The organism is Stenotrophomonas sp. ZAC14D1_NAIMI4_1 (assembly GCF_003086775.1).
GTDB lineage: Bacteria > Pseudomonadota > Gammaproteobacteria > Xanthomonadales > Xanthomonadaceae > Stenotrophomonas.
The window spans coordinates 2,973,293-2,990,047 of record NZ_CP026001.1 but is presented as its reverse complement, the minus strand read 5'-3'; the positions used below and the strand labels follow the sequence as shown (position 1 = coordinate 2,990,047).

Sequence of the window (16,755 nt, the reverse complement as noted above, 5' to 3'; positions counted from 1 at the left end):
CCGCAACCGGACCCACCCCGCCATTCCGCAGAAAGCCAGCAGTTGACGTTGCCCTGCTCTGGCCGTTGCCTCTGCGGGTGCCGGGCGCAGCCCGGCCAGAAAACCCCCTTACGGCAGCGGCGGCAGCAGGCCCGCGCCCAGCCGGTTCCAGGCATTGATCACCGCAATGCCCATGCTCAGGTCGCTGATGCCCTTCTCATCGAAGTGCGGTGCCAGCGCATCGAATGCGGCCTGCGAAGGTGCGCCTTCGGTCAGCCGGGTCAGGGCCTCGGCCCAACCCAGCGCGGCACGTTCGCGCGCATCGAAGAAGCGGCTTTCATGCCAGGCCGGCAGGGTGTCCAGCTTGCGCGGCTCGATGCCGCCCTTGCGCAGCGCGGTGCCATGCATGTCCATGCAGTAGCCGCAGCCATTGAGCTGGGACACGCGCAGGAACAGCAGTTCCATCAGCGTCGGGTCGATCGAACTGTCATGCACCGCCTTGCTGGTGGCCAGCAGGCCCTTGAAGGCCTCGGCGGCCAGGCGGGTGTAGGGGACGCGGGGAGAGGCATGGTCGGACATTTTCAGCTCCACGACGGCCACGGTGGCCGTCTTTCATTACAAGGACGCCGCACCGTCCGCGTTCGTGACAGTCCCGTGCAGCTTTTCCGGATTCAGCACGCTGTACACGTTGGCGATTCGGCCATCGGTCACTTCGATGGTGGTGACCGAGTGCAGGCGGTCGCCCTGGAAGCGCAGGATCGCCGGCTCGCCATTGACCCAGCCCAGTTGCGCGGTATGGCCCAGGCCGCGGCGCGCGATGGCCCAGAACAGGCGGCCGATGCGCTCGGCGCCCAGCAGCGGGCGCACCGCCGCGGTGACCACGCCGCCGCCATCGGACACCAGCCGCGCATTGGCATGCAGCAGCGCCTGGATGGCCTCGCTGTCGCCTTGCTGGGTGGCGTCCATGAAGCGCGCCAGCAACTGCCGGTGCTGGCCGACGTCGGCGTTGAAGCGCGGCCGCCCGGCCTGCAGGCGCTGTTTTGCCCGGTGTACCAGCTGGCGGCAGTTCGGTTCGCTGAGGCCGAGCAGGGCGGCGATCTGCCGGTAGTCGTGGTCGAAGGCCTCCTTCAGCAGGAAGGCGGCCCGTTCCTCCGGGCCGAGCTGCTCCAGCAGGGTGAGGAAGGCCACCGACACCTCATCGGCGCGGGCATGGGCCAGGGCCGGGTCGCTGGACGGTTCAGGTTCCAGGCTGATCTCCAGCGGCTCGGCCAGCCACGGGCCGACGTAGTGGACCCGCTCGCGCCGGGCCGCGCGCAGCCGGTCCAGGCCCAGCCGTGTGGTGGTGGTGACCAGCCAGGCCTCGGGGTCGCGGACGGCGGACGCATCGGCGCCGGACCAGCGCAGCCAGGCATCCTGGACCACGTCCTCGGCATCGCTGCGGCTGCCGAGCAGGCGGTAGGCCAGCGCCATCAGGCGCGGGCGGTGGGTCTGGAAGGTGGCTTCAGTGTTCATGTCGACCAGGACGCCGGGGAGGGATGAAGCGTGACACGGACGTCGTGCGATCTTGCCGTCCAGCGGCCGGCACTACCACCCCTGCGGCCGGGGGAGGGGGTAAAATGGGCGGATTACCCCCCGCCAGCCTCGAGCAAGCGAGCAAGCCGTGACATCGATCAAGCAGGAAGACCTCATCCAGTCCATCGCCGACGCGCTGCAGTACATCTCGTACTACCACCCGGTCGACTACATCAAGAACCTCGCCGCCGCCTATGAGCGCGAGGAGTCGCCGGCCGCGAAGGAAGCGATGGCCCAGATCCTGATCAACTCGCGGATGTGCGCCGAAGGCCACCGTCCGATCTGCCAGGACACCGGCATCGTCACCGTGTTCCTGGAAATCGGCATGGACGTGCGCTGGGACGACGCGACCATGGGCGTGGAAGACATGGCCAACGAAGGCGTGCGCCGTGCCTACCTGCACCCGGACAACAAGCTGCGCGCCTCGGTGCTGGCCGATCCGGCCGGCAAGCGCGTCAACACCAAGGACAACACCCCGGGCGTGGTCAACGTCAAGGTCGTGCCGGGCAACACCGTCGACGTCATCGTCGCCGCCAAGGGCGGTGGTTCGGAAGCCAAGACCAAGTTCGCCATGCTCAACCCGTCCGATTCCATCGTCGACTGGGTGCTGAAGACCGTGCCGACCATGGGCGCTGGCTGGTGCCCGCCGGGCATGCTGGGCATCGGCATCGGCGGCACCGCTGAAAAGGCGATGCTGCTGGCCAAGGAAGCGCTGATGGAGCCGATCGACATCACCGAGCTGCAGGCCCGTGGTGCGTCCAACCGCATCGAAGAACTGCGCCTGGAACTGTACGAGAAGGTCAACGCGCTGGGCATCGGCGCACAGGGCCTGGGTGGCCTGACCACCGTCCTGGACATCAAGATCAACGATTACCCGACCCACGCGGCCAACCTGCCGGTGGCGATGATCCCGAACTGCGCGGCCACCCGCCATGCGCACTTCACCCTGGATGGCAGCGGCCCGGTGATGCTGGACCCGCCGTCGCTGGAAGACTGGCCGAAGCTGACCTACGACGCGTCCAAGGGCACCCGCGTGGACCTGGATACGGTCACCCCGGAAGACGTGGCCAACTGGAAGCCGGGCCAGACCCTGCTGCTCAACGGCAAGCTGCTGACCGGCCGCGACGCCGCGCACAAGCGCATGGTCGACATGCTCAACAAGGGCGAGGAACTGCCGGTCGATCTGAAGGGTCGCTTCATCTACTACGTCGGCCCGGTCGATCCGGTGCGCGACGAAGTGGTGGGCCCTGCCGGCCCGACCACGGCCACCCGCATGGACAAGTTCACCGAGCAGGTGCTGGCACAGACCGGCCTGCTGGGCATGGTCGGCAAGGCCGAGCGCGGCCCGGCCGCCATCGAGGCGATCAAGAAGCACAAGTCGGCCTACCTGATGGCCGTCGGTGGTTCGGCCTACCTGGTGTCCAAGGCGATCAAGGCGGCCAAGGTCGTCGGCTTCGCTGACCTGGGCATGGAAGCGATCTACGAATTCACCGTTCAGGACATGCCGGTGACCGTGGCGGTCGATTCCACCGGCGAATCGGTGCACAAGACCGGCCCGCGCGAATGGCAGGCCCGCATCGGCAAGATTCCGGTGGTGGTGGAGTAATTCCACCGGGAGCAGAAGAACGGCGCCGCAGGGCGCCGTTTTTTGTTTAACGCCGCACGAAGGTCTGCATTGCTAGGCTCGGCTGGCGTTTTTCCGGTGTATTGAACAGGGAGTGTCCAATGTCATTGTTCCGTGGCTTTGTCGTGCTGTGTGTTGTTTCCCTCGCCGCCTGCAGCAGTGGCGGAGATCTCTACGACGGCGCACCCGGCAACAACGCCAGCGCGCAATGCGTGATGGCGTGCCAGCAGTACCGCAACGCCTGCCTGGCCCGCTCCGATTCGGACCGCCGCTCGACCTGCGATGCGCAGGCGGCGAGCAAGTGCGACCGGATCAAGGATGACGAGATGCGGCGCTCGTGCATGTCACAGGCGCAGGCCTGCATGGACCAGTCGCCGTTGATCAGCTGCAGCCAGGACGCCGACAGCTGCATGGCCTCGTGCGGCGGCGGTTGAGCGCATAATCGGCGCTTCCCGCAACCGGAGTCGTCGCATGCGCACTACGCTGTATGGGTCTGTCAGCACCGCCTCGCTGGTGGTGCACTGGCTGCTGGTCGAACTGGGCATCGAGCACGAACTGGTGCTGCTGGATTTCGACACGCGCGAGCACAAGGCGGCGCCGTACCTGGCGTTGAACCCGGCAGGCGTGGTGCCGACGCTGCAGATCGATGGCCAGGTGCTGACCGAAGCGGCTGCCATCGCGCTGTACCTGGCAGACCGCCACCCCGAGGCGGGACTGCTGCCGGCGCCGGGTACGCCCGCGCGCGGCCAGGCATACCGCTGGATGTTCTGGTGCGCCAACACCCTGCAGCCCGCCTACCGCGCGTGGTTCTACCCGCATGAAGCCGCCGGAGAAGCCAACGTCGCCGCCACCCAGGCGATGGCGCGCCAGCGCCTGGAAGCCGCGTGGCAGCGGATGGCCGCGCACCTGCAGACGCAGGGGCCGTACGTGCTGGGCGAAGCGCCGAGCGTGGTCGATTTCATGCTGGTGATGCTGATGCGCTGGTCGCGCAACATGCCCACCCCGGCAGACAGCCTGCCGGTGCTGAAGGTCTACGCGCAGCGCCTGAAGGCGCGACCGTCATTCATCGAGACCTACCGCCGCGAAGGCATCACCGACTGGCTGTAATTGCCTGCGTCATGGCGGGGTAGAGTCGACCGTTGGTCGACTCCGCCCTGCGTGCGACAGTCGACCAACGGTCGACGTTACCTACAGCAGGTCGAGGACGCGCTCCGGCGGGCGGCACAGGCGCGTGCCCTTGGGGGTGCGCACGATGGGGCGGTTGATCAGCCGCGGGTGCTTGGCCATGGCGGCCAGCAGGGTGGCTTCATCGGCACCGGCCAGGCCGAGTTCAACGAACTGCGGCTCCTTGCTGCGCACCAGGTCGATGGCGGACAGGCTGGATTCGGCCAGCACCTGGCGCAGGGTGGCCACGTCGGGCGGGGCGCCCAGGTAGTCCACCACCACCGGTTCGATGCCGGCTTCGCGGATCAGCGCCAGCGCGCCGCGCGAATTGCTGCACGCCGGGTTGTGCCAGATCGTCACGGTCATCAGAACCACTCCAGCAGCGATACGCCCACGCCCACGTAGGTGGCCTTGTGGTTGTAGTCGATCATGCTCTCGCCGTAGCCATCGAACACCTGGATATGGCCGCGCAGCAGGTTGCTGATCGGGAAGCCGTAGTCGAGCTGCAGCGCGCCGTGCGAACGGTCGCCGGTGCGCAGCGAATGGCGCGCCATCAGCGCGACTTCATGGCCGTTGCGGTTCCAGATCAGGGTCGCGTCGCCGCGGCCCATGTAGTCTTCGATATCCGGATTGTTGTCTTCGCTGCGCGACTCGGGAATGCGGTACCACGGGCGCAGCACCAGCGCCCAGTTCTCACGGTCCAGGCCGATGTTGAGCATCACCCGGTTCCAGCTGCGCGACAGCGGGTCAGGCCGGCCGTTGGACTGGTGGTTGAGGCCGATGCCGGTCATCCGCCCACGCCAGCCACCGATGGAGTAGCCGTTGCGGAACACCATCATCACTTCCGGCTCGTAGTTGGTTTCGCGGAACGGGCGCGAATTCTCGGCGTTGTAGGCCTGCCAGCGCGAGCTCTGGGTATAGCCGGCCCAGATGTCACCGTTGTCGCCGAACAGGTTCTCGGCGATCTTGGTCTTGAAGCTGATCTGGAACTTCAGCTCGGTGCTGTCCAGCACCTGCGGCGTGGTTACGCTGTTGGCCGGGTTCGGCGACTGCGGCATCTGGTTCTTGTCGCTGGTCCAGAAGGCGGGCAACAGGTAGACCGGCTTGTAGGCGCGCAGCTGGAACGGGCCCAGCTTGGAGTCCTCGGCCAGTTCCCAGCGGCTGTCCAGCAGCGAGCCGCGGCCGGCGTTGGCCAGGGCGCTGTCGTCCGGCGCCGGGCGGAAGAGGTCGCCCACGCGGGTGCGCAGCTTTTCTTCGCCCTGGCTGAGGCGTGACGCCTGGCGTTGTTCGCGCAGGGCCTGTGCGGCCTGCTGGGCGGCGGCGTCCGCCTCGGCCGTGGCCTGGACGTTGCGGCCGAACAGCCGGTCGTAGCAGGCCAGGCGCGCGGCGTCACTGTCGACGGCGGCGCAGCCGGCCGGCGTAGCGGTTGAAGTGGGCGCGATTTCCTGCGCGGCAAGCGGCGCACTGGCCAGGGCCAGCGCCAGCGGCGCGAAGCGGGGGAGCAGCGTGGGGAGGGTCATTGCAGCAGGCCCTTCAGGGATGAATACGGAAAGACGCACAGTGTGGCGGCTGCCCGTGGCGACGGCCAGCCCCTTGGTTTATGCCCGGCGCGGGCGTGCGCGTGGCGTGAAGGCGGCGCGGTTACAGGAACCAGGCAAAGGCGAACAGGCCCAGCATGGCGATCACTACGGCCAGCTTCAGCGCCAGGCCCAGCAGGATGCCCAGCCAGGTGGCCAGGCCGACCTTGGTCGAGCGCCCAAGCTCGCGGGTGTGCCAGTACTCGCCGAGCAGGGCGCCCAGCAGGGGGCCGGCAAACAGGCCGACGGGCATGAAGAACAGGCCCACGATGCTGCCGATGAAGGTGCCCCACAGTGCCTTGCGGCTGGCACCCACCCGTTGCGCCCCGACCACCGTGGACAGGACATCGACCAGCAGGGAGAGCGCGGTCAGCACGCCGAGGATGACCAGGGTGGGCCAGCCGACATGTGCGAAGCCGTCAGCCCATGCTGCCAGCAGCAGTCCGACGAAGACCAGCGGTACGCCCGGAAGCGCCGGCAGGATGATGCCCGCGATGCCCACAAGGACAAAAATGACCGCTAGCAGATACAAGATGAATGAGAGGTCCATGCTGTCCAGTATGGTGGTCTTTTTGGGGTTGACAGTGAAGAATTTTGGCAGTTGCTTTTTCGTTTTGGTCGGGTTAAGTTGCAGTCGCTGAGCTTGGCAAGGTCACCGTGGATCGTGGCCTGATGAAGCAAGATCTCTTCGATCCGCTGCATCGTTGCACCTCGCTTCCCCCTTGCTTGTCAGCCGCCCAACAGGCGTTTCCAACAACAAGAGAGTCACCAGGGAGTGAGTGAGATGTCTGATCGCGAGACCGGTACCGTCAAGTGGTTCAACGATGCAAAGGGCTTCGGCTTCATCAGCCGTGAAAACGGCGAAGACGTGTTCGTGCATTTCCGTGCCATCCAGACCCAGGGCTTCAAGAGCCTGAAGGAAGGCCAGAAGGTCACCTTCACCGTCGTGCAGGGCCAGAAGGGCCTGCAGGCAGATGCCGTAGAGCCGGTCTGAACGGCCTGCAGCGTGCTGCACGAAAAAGGCCCGCGCAAGCGGGCCTTTTTCATTGCCACCGTCACCTGCCGGATCAGCGCAGGACGACGCGGCCGTTGACCACGCGCACGTAGGTGTTCTCACGGATGCCGGCCAGGTCGCGCTGGTTGACCACGACGGTACGGCCATCATCCATGCGCACGGTGATGTCGTAGGTATCGCTGGTCACGTTCTTCTGGATCTGGTTGCCGGCCAGGGCACCACCCACCGCGCCTGCGGCGGCGGCGACGTTCTTGTTGCCCCGGCTGCCGCCGGTGTGGTCGGAGATCTCATGGCCGGCCACGGCGCCGACGATGCCACCGAGGATGGCGCCGGTCGCGCTGGGCGCGGTGCGGCCCGAGGCCACGGTATTGATGCGGGTGACGATGCCGCAGTCGGCGCAACGGTTCTGGTTGTAGCCGCCGTTGTTGCCATAGCCGCCATTGTTGTAGCCACCGTTGTTGTAACCACCGCCGCCGTAACCGGGCGAGGTGGCGCAGCCAGCCAGGGCGAGCGTAGCAATGGCACTGGCAGCGATGAGCTGGATCTTCATGGGGCGTCTCCTGGCCGTGAAGGCGGATGGAAGGGTGGTACTGCGTCATGCAGCAGGGTGATCGAATCGTCCACTTTTCAACGTGAACAAGGTGCCAATCACGTCGGCCTTCCCCGGCTGGAAGATGAATCAGCGGAAGTCCTGGTGGCAGGCCCGGCAGTCGTCCTGCACGGTCTGCACGACCTTGCCCAGCGCGGCGCAGTCGGCGGGCGGGGCGGCCAGCGCGGCATTGAGGCTGGCCCGGTACTGGCTGGCGTGCTGCTGGAAGCGCGCATCCTCCTTCAGCCCGGGAAACGCCAGGTCCAGGTCGTTGGACAGCAGGCGCAGCGACTGCAGGCGCGGCACGCTGTCAGCCAGGCTGCAGCGGTTCTGCTGCTGGGCCTGCTGCAGCAGTTCGGCCTGCCGCTGCATCACGTGCATCAGGCTGTGCGGGAAGGGATCGCGGCCCGCCTGCAGGGCGCGGCCCACCATCACCGTGGCGACCAGGCCGATCAGCAGGCCCAGGCCGAGCACGAACAGGTAGCGCTGGGCGCTGGAGGGACGACGGGTCGGGCTGGCGTTCATGCTTGCTCCTCCGTGGGTGATGCGCGAATGGGTGATGCGCGGGCGTGCAACGGTGGGTTCGATGGCGGCCCGCTATGGCCGCCGCTGCCTGCACGTTAAAATAGCCCCATGAACGAACAGGTCAAACAACGCTTCGCCGGCATCGAACGGCTGTATGGCGTAGGCGCGCTCGAGCGCCTGCAGGGCAGCCGCGTGGCGGTGGTGGGCATGGGCGGCGTCGGCTCGTGGGTCGTGGAAGCGCTGGCCCGTTCGGCAGTCGGCCACCTGACCCTGATCGATGCCGATGACATCTGCGTGTCCAACACCAACCGGCAGCTGCCGGCGATGGAAGGCAACTACGGCCGCAACAAATCCGAGGCGATGGCCGAGCGCTGCCGCGCGATCAATCCGCAGATCGAGGTCGATGCGGTGCAGGCGTTCCTCACCACCGGCAACATGGCCGAACTGCTGGACCGTGGTTTCGACCTGGTCATCGACGCCTGCGACAGCTTCCGGGTGAAGGTGGAAACCATCGCCTGGTGCCGTCGCCGCAAGCTGCCGCTGCTGACGGTGGGCGCCGCCGGCGGGCGTACCGACCCGACCCTGGTGCGCATCCGTGATGTCTCGCGTACCGAGCACGACGCAATGCTGGCGCTGATCCGCAAGAAGCTGCGCAGCGAGTTCAACTTCCCGAAGAACGCCAAGCGCTACTTCGGCGTGCCGGCGGTGTACTCGCTGGAAAACGTGAAGTACCCGCAGGCCGATGGCAGCGTCTGCGGCCTGCGGCCGAACCTGGGCGCCGATGCCGCGCTGAAGCTGGATTGCGGTGCCGGGCTGGGTGCGGCCACGCATATCACCGGCGCGTTCGCCTTCGCTGCAGTCGGCAAGGCGCTGGAAATGCTGCTGGAGCCGAAGAAGGTGAAGGCCGAAGCCGCCGAGGTTTGAGCGGTAGCGCCGGGCCATGCCCGGCGGGAGACGGTCAGGCTGCAGGCAGCGCGAACAGCCGCCGGGCGTTCTCGCTGGTGGCCCGCGCCACGGTTTCCACATCCGTGCCGCGCAGTGCGGCCACGTGGCGGGCGATCACCGACAGCCGCGCCGGTTCATTGCGCTCGCCACGGATGCCGGCGTCGGGCTGGTCCGGTGCGTCGGTTTCCAGCAGCAGCTGCTGCAGCGGCATCTCCCGCACGAGCCGCTGCAGGCGCTGCGCGCGTTCGTAGGTCAGTGGCCCGCCCAGGCCAAGCAGGAAGCCCTGCTTGTCCAGCTGTGCAGCCTGCTCCGGGCTGCCGGGGAAGCTGTGCACGACGCCACGCAGGCCGCCGATGCGACGGATCGCGGCGATCACCGCATCCACCGCGCGGCGCGCGTGCACGATCACCGGCAGGTCGAAGTCGCGGGCCAGCTTCAACTGGCCGATGAAATAGTCCTGCTGCGCCTGCGCGTCCAGCCCGTCGACGAAGAAATCCAGGCCGCACTCGCCGATCGCGCACGGACGCTCGCGCTCGATCCAGTCGCGCAGCTGGTCCAGGTGCCCGGGGCGGTGCTCGGCCAGGAACATCGGGTGCAGGCCGTACGCCGGGTATAGTCCCGGTGCCTGCTGGCAGACCTCGCGCAGCTTCGGCCAGCTGGCGGCGGTCACCGCCGGCACCACCTGGGCCTGCACGCCGGCCGCGCGGGCGCGTTCGATCACGGCCGTGCGGTCAGGGTCGAACTCGCTGGCATCCAGGTGGCAATGGCTGTCGACCAGCATGTTCAACGCTGTTCCAGCGGCGGTGGCGTCGCCGCGCTGCGGTTCTTCCAGTTGGCCAGCAGCAGGGTGCCCAGGCCCAGCACCAGTTCGTCCACGAACGGGATGGGGTCGGGGATGAACAGCGTCAGCGCGAACAGGCCGGCGGTCAGCTTGAACAGGGTGGGGTAGCGCAGCCGGCGTGCCCATTGCAGGACCGGCAGCAGCATCGGGTTGGCCATGGCGGGGCTCCACGTGGGCGAGGTGCAAACGCTACCACGGGCCCTGCATTTCCCGATGCTGAATGGGTTACGGCCATGAGCAGGAATTGTGGAGATTCCGTTCAGGCAGGCCATGCTGCAATCTGCATCGAGAACGTTGCGGACGGTCCGCAAGGAGCAGGTCATGAAAAGCACAACTACAACTGTCCTGGTCGCAGCGGGCGCGCTGCTGGTGGGTGGCATCGCAACCGCCGCCTTCATGAAGAGTGGTGACAAGGCCCCGGATTCGCTGGGCGCCGCCAATCCTTCCGAGTCGCGCCTGGTCGATGGCAGCGCTGCCGATGATGGCGCGCGCGGCGACGCGGTCGATGCCACTGCACCGCGCGGCCTGGAATACGCCGATGTGCTGAAGGTTGACCCGCTCACCGAGAAGCAGAAGGCGTACGCGACGGTCATCGGCACCGAGCCGGTGCGCGAGACGTCCACCACCCAGACCCCGCATGAGGTGTGCCAGGACGTGGTGGTGCAGGAGCGCCTGCCCGAGCGTGATGGCAACGTGGGCGGCACCGTGGTGGGCGCCGTGGTCGGCGGCCTGCTCGGCAACCAGGTCGGTGGCGGCAACGGCAAGAAGGCGGCCACTGCAGCGGGCGCCGTGGCCGGTGGCTTCATCGGCAACCAGGTGGACAAGCGCCACGTCGGTGGCCGCGTGGTCAACCGCACCGAACGCCAGTGCCACACTGAAACGGCGACCTCCGAGTCGAGCCGCGTCACCGGTTACAACGTGACCTACCGCAATGAAGACGGCACCACCGGCACCATGCGCATGGCCAGCAAGCCGGGCACGCGCATCGCCATGGGTACCAACGATGTGGTCAAGGGCTACAACGTGACCTACCGCTACGATGGCGCCGAGAAGACCGTGCGCATGGACAACAAGCCGGCCAGCGACCGCCTGCCGGTGGTGGATGGCCAGCTGGTCACCCAGACCGCAGCAGCCGGCGAAGCGGCGGCCAACCGCTAGTAACGTTTCTGCTGCAGCGTCCATCGGACAGGCCGGCTTTTGCCGGCCTGTTCCGTTTGCGGGCATCGTCACCGCGCCCGGATCGGCGATGATGGCCGGCCACGGCATATGACGGAGCCTGCATGAGCATCTTCGACCTGCGCATCGAAACCGAGCGGCTGATCCTGCGCCCGCCGCAGGCCCAGGACCTGGAACCCTACCTGGCCTTCTGTGCCGATGAAGAGGTGATGCGCAGCCTGGGCGGCGTGCAGCTGCCTTCGGTGGCTTGGCGCAGCTTCTGCAGCCTGGCCGGCGCCTGGCAGCTGTTCGGCTTCTCCATGTTCAGCGTCATCGAGAAGGCCAGCGGCGAGTGGGTCGGCCGCATGGGCCCGTGGCAACCCCTGGGCTGGCCCGGTCCCGAGGTCGGCTGGAGCATCCGCCGCGCCAGTTGGGGGCGCGGCTATGCCCCGGAGGCCGCCGTCGCCGCCATTGACTGGGCGTTCGACACGCAGGGCTGGGACGAGGTCATCCACACCATTGCCGAGGACAACGAAAAGTCCAAGGCGGTGGCGCGCAAGCTGGGCAGTGGCCTGCTGCGCATGGGCCGGTTGCCGCCACCCTACGAAGGCGGGCCGCTGGAGATCTGGGGGCAGTCGCGCGCGCAGTGGCGGCAACGCACGCGTTGATGCTGCACCCGCGCTTGGCATCGGCCGGCGTGCTTGCCAGACTGCGGGCAGCCGGCCGTCGGCCGGGATGCCCTGGAGCAGGCAATGGTGGAAGAGCGCGTTCCGTTGACGGTGCACGGCATGTCGGTGTCGGGCAACTGCCACAAGGTGCGGATGCTGCTGGAGCAGCTCGGCAGCCGCTACCGCTGGGTGGAAGTGGACAGCGCGCATGGGCAGACCCACTCGCCCGAATTCCTCGCGCTCAACCCGAATGCGAAAGTGCCGCTGATCGTGCGCGACGATGGCCGCGTGCTGACCGAATCCAACGCGATCCTGTTCTGGCTGGCCGAAGGCACGCCCTACCTGCCCACCGATGGCTGGGAACGGGCGCAGGCGCTGAGCTGGATGTTCTTCGAGCAGTACAGCCACGAGCCCTGCGTGGCCGTGGCGCGCTTCATCCGTGGCTGGACAGATGCCGATTCGCCGCGCCGGGCCGAACTGCCGCGGCTGCATGAGCGTGCTGCCACTGCGCTGGCGGTGATGGAGCAGCACCTGCGGCAGGCGCAGTGGTTCACCGGCAACGAGTACGGCATCGCCGACATCGCGCTGTTCGCCTACACCGATGTTGCCGCCGACGGTGGCATCGACCTGCAGCCGTTCGCGGAAGTGCGCGCCTGGCTGCAGCGGGTGCGCGAGCAGCCACGTTTCGTGGCGATGCCGGCGGTGACCGCCGAGGTTCGCGCACGCCTGGACGGCCGCGCGTAGGGTAGAACCCGGCATGGTAGCGCCGGGCCGCGCCCGGCGGAACGCAACAACGACACGGAGGGTGTTCGATGTTCGCTGTGGTTCCCGATCCGATTCCCGCGCGCATGCGCGCGCTCAACCGCGCCGAAGTGTGCGACGTCAATTTCCTCGAGGCGCTGCGTGGTTGGCGCGGGCTGCCACGGCCGAAGCCGGCCCCGGATGCGCCGATCCTGCCGGGCAGCACGCTCACCGCAGCCGCGTTCGCCGAGTTGTTCGATTCGCAGATGGCCAGCCGCCAGCTGGACCTGATGGCGCGCGTGCTGCGGTTGCAGAACAAGGTCTTCTACACCATCGGTTCATCCGGCCATGAAGGCAACGCGCTGCTGGCGCGGGCCTGCCGGCATACCGATCCGGCCTTCCTGCACTATCGTTCCGGTGCGTTCATGGCCGAGCGCGCGCGCCAGGTGCCGGGCCTGGACCCGTTGCGCGATGCCGCACTGTCCTTTGCCGCCAGTGCCGACGACCCGGCCAGCGGTGGCCGCCACAAGGTGTGGGGCAGCCGCCCGCTGTGGGTGCTGCCGCAGACCTCGACCATCGCCTCGCACCTGCCCAAGGCGCTGGGCACTGCGCTGGCCATCGAGAGCGGCAAGCGCCTGGGCCAGCCGCTGCCGATCCCCGCCGACAGCATCGTGCTGTGTTCCTTTGGCGATGCCTCGGCCAACCACGCGACGGCGCAGACCGCCTTCAACACCGCGATGTGGTCGGCCTACCAGAAGCTGCCCGCACCGATCCTGTTCGTCTGCGAGGACAACGGCCTGGGCATTTCGGTGAAGACCCCGGAAGGCTGGATCGCCGAACGCTTCAGCCGCCAGCCGGGGCTGGACTACTACTACGCCGATGGCCTGGACCTGGCGGCGGGACATGCCCAGGTACAGGCGGCGGTCGAGCATTGCCGGCGTACCCGCCGGCCGACCTTCCTGCACCTGCGCACCACGCGGCTGATGGGCCATGCCGGCACCGATTTCGAAGTGGAATGGCGCGCGCTGGCTGACCTCTGCGCGGCCGAGGCACAGGACCCGCTGCTGCGGTCGGCACAGATCGCGCTGGAATCAGGCTGGATGGATGCCGCCGGCATCGAGGCCGCCTACGAGACGCTGCGCGCGCGCTGCCTGTCGGCCGCCTCCGACGCCGAAGGCCGGCCCAAGCTGCAGTCGCTGGATGAAGTGGTTGCGCCACTGGCGCCCTACACGCCGGCGGCAGTGATGGCCGAAGCCGGGCGCGCGGTGCCGGCCGAAGCACGCGAGGCGCTGTACGGCGGCGCTGACGCGTTGCCGGAACGGCAGCCACCGCGCCACCTGGCCGTGCAGATCAACCACGGCCTGCAGGAACTGCTGTGCAAGTACCCGCAGGCGCTGCTGTTCGGCGAGGACGTGGCGCAGAAGGGCGGCGTCTACACGGTCACCAAGGATCTGCTGCGCCGCTTCGGGCCGCGCCGGGTGTTCAACACCCTGCTGGACGAGACGATGATCCTGGGCATGGCGCAGGGCCTGGCCAACATGGGCCTGCTTCCGGTACCGGAAATCCAGTACCTGGCCTACCTGCACAATGCCATCGACCAGCTGCGCGGGGAGGCCTGTTCGCTGCAGTTCTTCTCCAACGACCAGTTCCGCAACCCGATGCTGGTGCGGGTGGCCGGGCTGGGCTACCAGAAGGGCTTCGGTGGCCATTTCCACAACGACAACTCGATCACCGCGCTGCGCGACATCCCCGGCCTGGTGGTGGGTTGCCCGTCGCGCGGCGACGATGCGGTGATGATGCTGCGCACGCTGGCGGCGCTGGCCCGCGTGGATGGCCGGGTGGCGGTGTTCCTCGAGCCGATCGCGCTGTACATGAGCAAGGACCTGCACGCGCCCGGTGATGGCCAGTGGCTGTTCGACTACCCGGCACCTGGGCAGGCGCTGGTGCTGGGCGAGGGCCGGGTCTACGCGCCTGATGCGGACGATCTGGTGGTCTTCACCTACGGCAACGGCGTACCGATGGCGCTGCGCGCGGTGCCGGCCATCCAGGCGCAGACCGGTTGGCAGGTACGGGTGGTGGACCTGCGCTGGCTGGTGCCGCTGGATGCTGGTTTCATCGCCGCCCAGGCCGCCAGCGCGCGGCGGGTGCTGGTGCTGGACGAGGGCCGCCACAGCGGCGGGGTGGGCGAGGGGGTGGTCACCGCCCTGGTCGAGGCCGGGCATGGCCACCTGCCGCTGCGGCGGGTCTGCGGCGCCGATACCTACACGCCGCTGGCGGGGGCAGCAATGTTCGGCCTTCCAAGCGACAATGCGGTGATTGGCGCCGCCCTCGACCTGGCGCAGGAACCCTGATGCATGTGTGGATTGGCGGGAATGTTGTTGCCGGCGGCGCAGTCGCCGGCCGAGGTGCTGCAGGCGCAGGCGCTGGCCATGGGGCAGGCGCTGCACCACCGCGGGCCGGATGACGGCGGCACCTGGGTCGACGCCAGCGCCGGCATCGCCCTGGCGCACCGCCGCCTGAGCATCCTCGACCTGTCACCGCTGGGCCACCAGCCGATGGCCTCGGCCGACGGCCGTTACGTGATGGCCTACAACGGCGAGGTCTACAACTTCGCTGCGCTGCGTGCCGAGCTGGAACCACTGGGCCATGCCTTCCGCGGCCATTCCGATACCGAAGTGCTGCTGGCCGCGATCCTGCAGTGGGGCGTCGAGGAGACCCTGCAGCGCGCCAACGGCATGTTCGCCATCGCGCTCTGGGACCGCCACGAGCAGTGCCTGTGGCTGGCCCGTGACCGGGTGGGCAAGAAGCCGCTGTATTACGGCTGGGCCGGCGACACCCTGGTGTTCGGCTCGGAACTGAAGGCGCTGTGGCAGCACCCGGATTTCGACAACGACATCGACAGCGATGCACTGACCCTGCTGCTGCGGCTGGACTACATCCCGGCCCCGCACAGCATCCACCAGCGCTGCTACAAGCTGATGCCGGGCCGCGTGCTGCGGCTGGATGCGGCGATGGTGGCCGCAGGTGCATCCGCGCATCGCCCCGAGCAGGCGCAGCGCCCGTACTGGGACGCCCGTGCGCGCATGCAGGCGGCCCTGGCCGCGCCGTTCCAGGGCCGCATCGAGGACGCCGAGGAACAGCTGGACGGCCTGCTGCGCGATGCCGTGGCGCTGCGCATGGTGGCCGACGTGCCGGTGGGCGTGTTCCTGTCCGGTGGCACCGATTCATCGCTGGTGGCCGCGCTGATGCAGGCACAGAGCACGCAGCCGGTGCACAGTTTCAGCATCGGCTTCAGCGGCTCGCACCATGACGAGGCGCCGCTGGCCAAGGAACTGGCCGGCCATCTGGGCTGCGACCACACCGAGCTCTATGTGAGCGGCGCCGACGCGCTGGCGGTGGTGCCGCAGCTGCCGGCGATGTTCGACGAACCCTTTGCCGACGCCTCGCAAGTGCCGACCGCGCTGGTCGCGCGCCTGGCGCGGCAGGGCGTGACCGTGGCCCTGTCCGGGGACGGCGGCGACGAACTGTTCTTCGGCTATACCCGCTATGTGCGCGCGCTGCGCAACTGGCAGATGCTGGGCCGCGTACCGGCGCCGCTGCGGCGCTGGATGGGCGCGCGTGCGCACCAGCAGGGCGAGGCCTCGCGCACCGGCGGCCTGGCTGCGCTGCTGGCCGAGACCGGCGCGCGTGGCATCGGCGATGTCTACCGCAACCGCATCTCGCGCTGGCGCGACCCGGCGGCGGCGGTGATCGGCGCGCGCGAGGCCGGCAGCTTCTACGACCTGGCCGACCCGCTGCACGGCGCCGGCACCCCGGCCGACGCGATGATGCTGGCCGATTTTGTCAGCTACCTGCCCGACGACCTGCTGTGCAAGGTCGACCGCACCTCGATGGCGGTCAGCCTGGAGGCGCGGGCACCGCTGCTGGACTGGCGCGTGGCTGAATTCGCCTGGTCACTGCCGCTGGCGTTCAAGCGCAGCGAGGACACCAGCAAGGTGCTGCTCAAGCGCGTGCTTGGCCGCTACGTGCCGCAGTCGATGGTGCACCGGCCCAAGCGCGGCTTCGGCGCGCCGGTGAGTGAATGGCTGAAGGGCGACCTGCGGCCGTGGGCCGATGACCTGTTGCAGCCGGCCCGGCTGGAACGCGAAGGCGTGCTGTCGGCGGCGGCCGTGCAGCCGCTGTGGCAGCAGTTCCTGGGTGGCCAGCGCAAGTGGCACACCCACCTCTGGAACGTGCTGATGTTCCAGGCCTGGCAGGACCATTGGCGGCAGGTGCGGGCGGGCGTGGCACGCGGCTGATCTTCACCGGGGCACACCGGGCCGGCCGCTAGGCTGGCCCTTTCCCCCGCCAGGAGTGTGTC

General features: G+C 68.2%; 19 protein-coding genes. 10 read left to right on the top strand and 9 right to left on the bottom strand.

Going from position 1 to position 16,755, the window contains the following annotated elements:
* Window positions 1–108: 108 nt before the first annotated feature.
* A complete protein-coding gene (locus tag C1927_RS13815; protein WP_079225289.1) occupies window positions 109–558 on the bottom strand; it encodes a carboxymuconolactone decarboxylase family protein in 450 nt (149 codons plus the stop codon).
* A gap of 36 nt (window positions 559–594) precedes the next feature.
* The gene (locus C1927_RS13810) at window positions 595–1,491 is read right to left on the bottom strand and encodes an RNA polymerase sigma-70 factor (protein WP_108747015.1); all 897 of its coding nucleotides are present in this window, start codon (window positions 1,489–1,491) and stop codon (window positions 595–597) included.
* Between the two features lie 148 nt (window positions 1,492–1,639).
* On the opposite strand from C1927_RS13810, the gene C1927_RS13805 reads away from it, so the two are divergent.
* From C1927_RS13805 to C1927_RS13795, 3 genes are all read left to right on the top strand, one after another.
* Complete coding sequence (locus tag C1927_RS13805; protein WP_108747014.1) at window positions 1,640–3,157, top strand: fumarate hydratase; 1,518 nt, start codon at window positions 1,640–1,642, stop codon at window positions 3,155–3,157.
* A 119-nt stretch (window positions 3,158–3,276) separates the two neighbouring features.
* Window positions 3,277–3,609, top strand: coding sequence for a hypothetical protein (locus C1927_RS13800; RefSeq protein ID WP_079222454.1), 333 nt, complete (start codon window positions 3,277–3,279; stop codon window positions 3,607–3,609).
* A gap of 37 nt (window positions 3,610–3,646) precedes the next feature.
* On the top strand, window positions 3,647–4,282 hold the full coding sequence (locus C1927_RS13795) for a glutathione S-transferase family protein (RefSeq protein WP_108747012.1): 636 nt from the start codon (window positions 3,647–3,649) through the stop codon (window positions 4,280–4,282).
* 81 nt (window positions 4,283–4,363) lie between these two features.
* On the opposite strand, the gene arsC is transcribed toward C1927_RS13795, so the two are convergent.
* From arsC to C1927_RS13780, 3 genes are all read right to left on the bottom strand, one after another.
* Complete coding sequence (arsC, locus tag C1927_RS13790) at window positions 4,364–4,705, bottom strand: arsenate reductase (glutaredoxin) (RefSeq protein WP_108747011.1); 342 nt, start codon at window positions 4,703–4,705, stop codon at window positions 4,364–4,366.
* Window positions 4,705–5,859, bottom strand: a complete 1,155-nt coding sequence (locus C1927_RS13785; protein ID WP_079222451.1) for a phospholipase A — start codon at window positions 5,857–5,859, stop codon at window positions 4,705–4,707. The genes arsC and C1927_RS13785 overlap by 1 nt, the downstream gene beginning before the upstream one ends.
* Before the next feature lie 121 nt (window positions 5,860–5,980).
* On the bottom strand, window positions 5,981–6,466 hold the full coding sequence (locus C1927_RS13780; RefSeq protein WP_108747010.1) for a DUF456 domain-containing protein: 486 nt from the start codon (window positions 6,464–6,466) through the stop codon (window positions 5,981–5,983).
* 234 nt (window positions 6,467–6,700) lie between these two features.
* Between C1927_RS13780 and C1927_RS13775 the strand changes: the two genes are divergently transcribed.
* Window positions 6,701–6,910: a cold-shock protein gene (locus C1927_RS13775; RefSeq protein ID WP_079222449.1), complete on the top strand. Its 210-nt coding sequence runs from the start codon at window positions 6,701–6,703 to the stop codon at window positions 6,908–6,910.
* A 73-nt stretch (window positions 6,911–6,983) separates the two neighbouring features.
* Here C1927_RS13775 and C1927_RS13770 read toward each other — a convergent pair whose 3' ends face one another.
* Both C1927_RS13770 and C1927_RS13765 read right to left on the bottom strand, forming a co-directional pair.
* On the bottom strand, window positions 6,984–7,481 hold the full coding sequence (locus C1927_RS13770) for a glycine zipper 2TM domain-containing protein (RefSeq protein ID WP_079222448.1): 498 nt from the start codon (window positions 7,479–7,481) through the stop codon (window positions 6,984–6,986).
* Window positions 7,482–7,610: 129 nt separating this feature from the next.
* Complete coding sequence (locus tag C1927_RS13765; RefSeq protein ID WP_108747009.1) at window positions 7,611–8,045, bottom strand: cytochrome c; 435 nt, start codon at window positions 8,043–8,045, stop codon at window positions 7,611–7,613.
* 108 nt (window positions 8,046–8,153) lie between these two features.
* Between C1927_RS13765 and C1927_RS13760 the strand changes: the two genes are divergently transcribed.
* Complete coding sequence (locus C1927_RS13760) at window positions 8,154–8,969, top strand: tRNA threonylcarbamoyladenosine dehydratase (RefSeq protein ID WP_108747008.1); 816 nt, start codon at window positions 8,154–8,156, stop codon at window positions 8,967–8,969.
* Between the two features lie 34 nt (window positions 8,970–9,003).
* Here C1927_RS13760 and C1927_RS13755 read toward each other — a convergent pair whose 3' ends face one another.
* A complete protein-coding gene (locus C1927_RS13755) occupies window positions 9,004–9,777 on the bottom strand; it encodes a TatD family hydrolase (RefSeq protein ID WP_108747007.1) in 774 nt (257 codons plus the stop codon).
* A complete protein-coding gene (locus C1927_RS13750; protein WP_079222444.1) occupies window positions 9,774–9,989 on the bottom strand; it encodes a DUF6116 family protein in 216 nt (71 codons plus the stop codon). Before C1927_RS13750 ends, C1927_RS13755 begins: the two co-directional genes overlap by 4 nt.
* A 163-nt stretch (window positions 9,990–10,152) precedes the next feature.
* Here C1927_RS13750 and C1927_RS13745 point away from each other — a divergent pair, with 163 nt between their 5' ends.
* The 5 genes from C1927_RS13745 (at window position 10,153) to asnB (ending at window position 16,693) form a co-directional block, all read left to right on the top strand.
* Window positions 10,153–10,989: a glycine zipper 2TM domain-containing protein gene (locus C1927_RS13745; protein ID WP_108747006.1), complete on the top strand. Its 837-nt coding sequence runs from the start codon at window positions 10,153–10,155 to the stop codon at window positions 10,987–10,989.
* Window positions 10,990–11,111: 122 nt separating this feature from the next.
* Window positions 11,112–11,654: a GNAT family N-acetyltransferase gene (locus tag C1927_RS13740; protein ID WP_108747005.1), complete on the top strand. Its 543-nt coding sequence runs from the start codon at window positions 11,112–11,114 to the stop codon at window positions 11,652–11,654.
* 84 nt (window positions 11,655–11,738) lie between these two features.
* A complete protein-coding gene (locus C1927_RS13735; protein WP_108747004.1) occupies window positions 11,739–12,398 on the top strand; it encodes a glutathione S-transferase family protein in 660 nt (219 codons plus the stop codon).
* A 68-nt stretch (window positions 12,399–12,466) separates the two neighbouring features.
* Window positions 12,467–14,746, top strand: coding sequence for a transketolase C-terminal domain-containing protein (locus tag C1927_RS13730; protein WP_108747003.1), 2,280 nt, complete (start codon window positions 12,467–12,469; stop codon window positions 14,744–14,746).
* A gap of 3 nt (window positions 14,747–14,749) precedes the next feature.
* Window positions 14,750–16,693: an asparagine synthase (glutamine-hydrolyzing) gene (gene asnB, locus C1927_RS13725; protein ID WP_108747002.1), complete on the top strand. Its 1,944-nt coding sequence runs from the start codon at window positions 14,750–14,752 to the stop codon at window positions 16,691–16,693.
* Window positions 16,694–16,755 lie beyond the last annotated feature (62 nt).